This window comes from Methanoregula sp. (genome assembly GCF_002835825.1).
GTDB lineage: Archaea > Halobacteriota > Methanomicrobia > Methanomicrobiales > Methanospirillaceae > Methanoregula.
Genome location: NZ_PIZH01000507.1, coordinates 1 through 1,487 on the forward strand (window position 1 = coordinate 1; position 1,487 = coordinate 1,487).

Sequence of the window (1,487 nt, forward strand, 5' to 3'; positions counted from 1 at the left end):
AAAAATAACAAAATCAAGACCCAGTCCGGGACCTTCAACCGGAAATGAGCGGGGACAAGCGGCGGCGCTTATACGGTCGAGTTCTCAGATTCCTAGGGATATGTGGGGAGCAAATCCTTCACCGTTGTTGCCCCGACTGTTGCAACTAGCGTGCCGACAACCACCGCGCCCGTGGTGAAAACCACCCGCACGACCGTGACAACCGTCCCAACACCGTGGCCCACGGCCACGCAGTCCCCGCTCTCTCCGCTGACTGCTGCGGTAGGCATTGCGGCGGCAGGTCTGGCAGTTGTTCTGGCTGCACGAAGGGTGCGATAATAATAGATTCCATTTTTAGATCCTGTTGAATTTTTCACTCGTAATGATGGGGGCTGATGCCCCCATACCCCCATTTATGATGGACGGCCGCCACAGTCGAAGAACGCTTCGCGCTCTTCTCCCATCTCATCCCTTCGGGATTCGATGTGAGGGATTTTGTGAAATCCCTCTGCTTCATTCGTGCAGAATGAAGCACCCCGAAGGGCGAGTCGAAGTTCTCACTTCTCCACAGCCTGCAGCTGTCTCCGCGGCGGCTTCGATTTCTGTTCTCGATGGAAGCAACTCTTTGTTGAAGTATCCCATTCAGGTAATCCAGAGACATCGCCTGCGCCCCCGAGTCGAAGAACGCTATCGCGGTCTTCTCCTGCGTCGGGTCTTATGACCCTCACCCCCTCTTGGGGGTGTCGAATCTCATCAGAGATGAGACACGAGAAGAACCTGAACGGTTCTTCGAATCAGGGTTAGCGCAAGGGGAGCGATCGAATTAGGTCATAGGTATTTTACAGAACATAAATTCCGTTTTTTCGCTGCTCTGCCAACTTAGCCTGCAGACCGCTTGCGGTTTTAAAAAAGCGAAGATATCATCCATTGCTTCTGCCATCACCGGGTCTTTTTCCAGAGCCATGCCTCGTAGCAGAGCAGGATAAAGATGACGAGCATGCCTCCAAAGAAGAATGCAAGGGACGGGTCAAATGCTGCCGGGGCAGTTCCTGATGCCGTGCCGAACGTTGACTGAAGCGCAACTGCACCTGCTTCCCGTCCCGCACCGGTAGCGGTATCAACTGCTGGTGCCGGTGCAGCCTTGAGCGAGACCATCTCGGCGTTCATCACGGGGGCAGAGAGCATCGGCAGGATTGTCGAGATCGCCAGCGTCGATACAGCCACAATCCCGAAGAGCGAGGCATATTTCAGGAGCAGAGAACGGACGTCCACCCGGCGCGGGGCAACGATGAGGAGCTGGTCGGTCAGGGAGTAGAGTTTAACCTCCCGGCCCTTGATGCTGTACTTTGTGTCGGCAATCGCAATGACGCCAGCATCAAGAAGGTTCTCGACATGGTACTTCGCGGTGTTCATCGGGATCTGGAGCTTCTCGGTGATCGCAGTCAGGCTTTTGGGGCCTTCTGCAAGGAACTGGAGGATGTCGCCTGCAAGGGAGCTGGACATCGCCC

Annotated in this window: 2 protein-coding genes; both read right to left on the bottom strand. The window is 55.4% G+C overall.

The genetic code is table 11. The features are described 5' to 3' along the window. Positions 1 to 92: 92 nt before the first annotated feature. Positions 93 to 269, bottom strand: a complete 177-nt coding sequence (locus CW742_RS12750) for a hypothetical protein (protein ID WP_292420943.1) — start codon at positions 267 to 269, stop codon at positions 93 to 95. Positions 270 to 918: 649 nt separating this feature from the next. Further along, positions 919 to 1,487, bottom strand: a 569-nt coding sequence (locus CW742_RS12755) for a transcriptional regulator (RefSeq protein WP_292420945.1), incomplete at its 5' end; no start/stop codon positions are given.

Bases quoted from the DNA above. Each gene is read 5' to 3' on its own strand.
- CW742_RS12750 (WP_292420943.1), bottom strand. From the start codon at position 269: ATGCCTACCGCAGCAGTCAGCGGAGAGAGCGGGGACTGCGTGGCCGTG.